Below are 3,088 nucleotides of genomic sequence, written 5' to 3'. Positions count from 1 at the left end.
GGGATCTGCTGCACGCCCTCCGTGTCGCGGGATTCGCCGGCTGACCGGGAGCCGGCGGGCCCGCGGACTCGCCCACCGGGGTGTCAAACGCGATCGACTCCGCGGCCAGGGGCCCGATGGTCTTGGCAAGGCCGCCCGAGGGGCTTACGTTCGTCCCTCTACGACCGTTTCTACGGGCGTAGAGGCGCTGACGTCGCGTCCAGGGAGCAGCTCATGACCCACGTCGTACGTGCCGCTCTGGTCCAGGCGACCTGGACCGGCGACACCGAGTCCATGCTGGCGAAACACGAGGCGCACGCCCGCGAGGCGGCCCGCCGGGGCGCGAAGGTCATCGGGTTCCAGGAGGTGTTCAACGCCCCCTACTTCTGCCAGGTCCAGGACCCCGGGCACTACCGCTGGGCCGAGCCCGTCCCCGACGGCCCGACCACCCGCAGGATGCGGGAACTGGCCCGGGAGACCGGCATGGTCGTCGTCGTGCCGGTGTTCGAGGTCGAGCAGCCGGGCCACTACTACAACACCGCGGCCGTGATCGACGCCGACGGCACCGTCCTCGGCAAGTACCGCAAGCACCACATCCCGCAGGTCAAGGGCTTCTGGGAGAAGTTCTACTTCCGGCCCGGCAACCTCGGCTGGCCCGTCTTCGACACCGCCGTCGGCAGGGTCGGCGTCTACATCTGCTACGACCGGCACTTCCCGGAGGGCTGGCGGCAACTCGGCCTCAACGGCGCCCAGCTGGTCTACAACCCCTCGGCCACGCACCGCGGGCTGTCGTCCCACCTCTGGCGGCTGGAGCAGCCGGCCGCGGCCGTCGCCAACGAGTACTTCATCGCGGCGATCAACCGGGTGGGCCAGGAGGAGTACGGGGACAACGACTTCTACGGAACGTCGTACTTCGTCGACCCGCGCGGCCGGTTCGTCGGCGACGTCGCCAGTGACAGCGAGGAGGAACTCGTGATCCGCGACTTGGACTTCGACCTCATCGACGAGGTGCGGCAGCAGTGGGCCTTCTACCGCGACCGCCGCCCCGACGCCTACGAGGGGCTGGTGCGGCCGTGACCGGCGACCTGCTGGGCCGCCACCGCTCCGTGCTCCCCGACTGGCTCGCCCTCTACTACGGCAAGCCCCTCGAGATCACCCACGGCGAGGGACGCCACGTCTGGGACTCCGAGGGCAACCGCTACCTCGACTTCTTCGGCGGCATCCTCACCACCATGACCGCCCACGCCCTGCCCGAGATCACCAAGGCGGTGAGCGAGCAGGCCGGGCGGATCGTCCACTCCTCCACCCTGTACCTCAACCGCCCGATGGTGGAACTCGCCGAGCGCATCGCCAAGTTGAGCGGCATCCCGGACGCCCGGGTGTTCTTCACCACCTCCGGCACCGAGGCCAACGACACCGCCCTGCTGCTCGCCACCACCTACCGGCGCAGCAACACGGTCCTGGCGATGCGCAACAGCTACCACGGCCGCTCCTTCAGCTCGGTCGGCATCACCGGCAACCGCGGCTGGTCCCCGACCTCGCTCTCCCCGCTCCAGACGCTGTACGTGCACGGCGGCGTACGCACCCGGGGCCCGTTCGCCGCGCTCGACGACTACGACTTCGTCGCCGCCTGTGTCGACGACCTCAAGGACCTCCTCGGCCACACCCGCCCGCCCGCCGCGCTGATCGCCGAACCCATCCAGGGCGTCGGCGGATTCACCTCGCCGCCCGACGGGCTGTACGCGGCCTTCCGCGAGGTGCTGCACGAGCGGGGCGTCCTCTGGATCGCCGACGAGGTGCAGACCGGCTGGGGCCGCACCGGCGAGCACTTCTGGGGCTGGCAGGCGCACGGCCGCAGCGGCCCGCCCGACATGCTGACCTTCGCCAAGGGCATCGGCAACGGCATGTCCATCGGCGGCGTCGTCGCCCGCGCCGAGATCATGAACTGCCTGGACTCGAACAGCATCTCCACCTTCGGCGGCACCCAGATCACCATGGCGGCGGGCCTCGCCAACCTCACCTACCTGCTGGAGCACGACCTGCAGGGCAACGCCCGCCGGGTCGGCGGCCTGCTGATCGAGCGGCTGCGGGCCGCCGCCGCCCAGGTCCCGGCCGTACGGGAGGTGCGCGGACGCGGGCTGATGATCGGCATCGAGCTGACGACGCCCGGCACCGACGAGGCCGACCCCGAGGCGGCGTCCGCCGTCCTGGAGGCGGCCCGCGAGGGCGGCCTGCTCATCGGCAAGGGCGGCGGACACGACACCAGCGCCCTGCGCGTCGCCCCGCCGCTGTCCCTCAACGTCGCGGAGGCCGAGGAGGGCGCCGACATCCTGGAACAGGCGCTGCGGAGCATCCAGTAGGCGGTACACCGAACAGAAGGACGCTGCCATGACCACCTGGGAGCCACCGGCACCGGCCCTCTCGGTCCGGCAGGTCCTCGCCCTGGATCGGGTGCTCGCGGGGGAGCCCGAGGTGGTGGCGGGCGCCGGCCGGCTGGACCGGCCGGTGCGCTGGGTGCACGTCGCCGAGGCGGCCGACGTCGGAGTGATGCTCAGCGGCGGCGAGATGGTCCTCACCACCGGAGTGCTGCTCGCCGGCGACGAGGACAAGCAGACGGAGTACGTCCGCTCCATGCACCGCGCCGAGGCGTCCGCCGTGGTCCTCGGACTCGGCCGGGCCTTCCCGGCCCCGCCGGAGGCCATGCGGCGGGCGGCGGAGCGGTGCCAACTGCCCCTGGTCGTCCTCCACCGCCCCTTCCCCTTCGCCCAGTTGACGGAGGAGGTGCAGTCCCGGCTGGTGCGGAGCAAGTTCGCCGCCGTCAGCCTCTCCGAGGCCGTGCGCACCGAACTCACCGCGCTGATCACCACCGGCGCCCCGCTGCAGCGCCTGCTCGACGAGGTCGCCCGGCACAGCGCCTGCCCCGTCGTCGTCGCGAACCTCGCCCACCGCGTCCTCGGCACGGCGGGGGAGCGGCCGGCCGTGGACGACGTCCTGCGCGACTGGGAGCGCGTCGCCCGGCAGGCCGGCGGCAGCGAGGGCGGCGGCTGGATCCGTGCCGAACTCGGCGGCCGGGGCGAGCGATGGGGCCGGATCGTGCTGTGCGGCTACC

The 3,088-nt window shown here is 72.2% G+C and carries 3 protein-coding genes; all 3 read left to right on the top strand.

The annotated features are described in order from the left end of the window. Nucleotides 1–213 precede the first annotated feature (213 nt). Nucleotides 214–1,056: a nitrilase-related carbon-nitrogen hydrolase gene (locus tag B9S61_RS18845; RefSeq protein WP_103543318.1), complete on the top strand. Its 843-nt coding sequence runs from the start codon at nt 214–216 to the stop codon at nt 1,054–1,056. Further along, nucleotides 1,053–2,339 (top strand): aspartate aminotransferase family protein, encoded by a 1,287-nt coding sequence (locus tag B9S61_RS18840; protein WP_103543317.1) that lies wholly within the window; start codon nt 1,053–1,055, stop codon nt 2,337–2,339. The genes B9S61_RS18845 and B9S61_RS18840 overlap by 4 nt, the downstream gene beginning before the upstream one ends. Nucleotides 2,340–2,367: 28 nt before the next feature. Continuing rightward, on the top strand, nt 2,368–3,088 hold a 721-nt coding region (locus B9S61_RS18835), incomplete at its 3' end, for a PucR family transcriptional regulator ligand-binding domain-containing protein (RefSeq protein WP_181007430.1).

Source organism: Streptomyces sp. SM1, assembly GCF_002910825.1.
Taxonomy (GTDB): Bacteria; Actinomycetota; Actinomycetes; order Streptomycetales; family Streptomycetaceae; genus Streptomyces; species Streptomyces okerensis.
The sequence above is the reverse complement of the archived record's forward strand: the minus strand, read 5'-3'. Positions and strand labels throughout refer to the sequence as shown.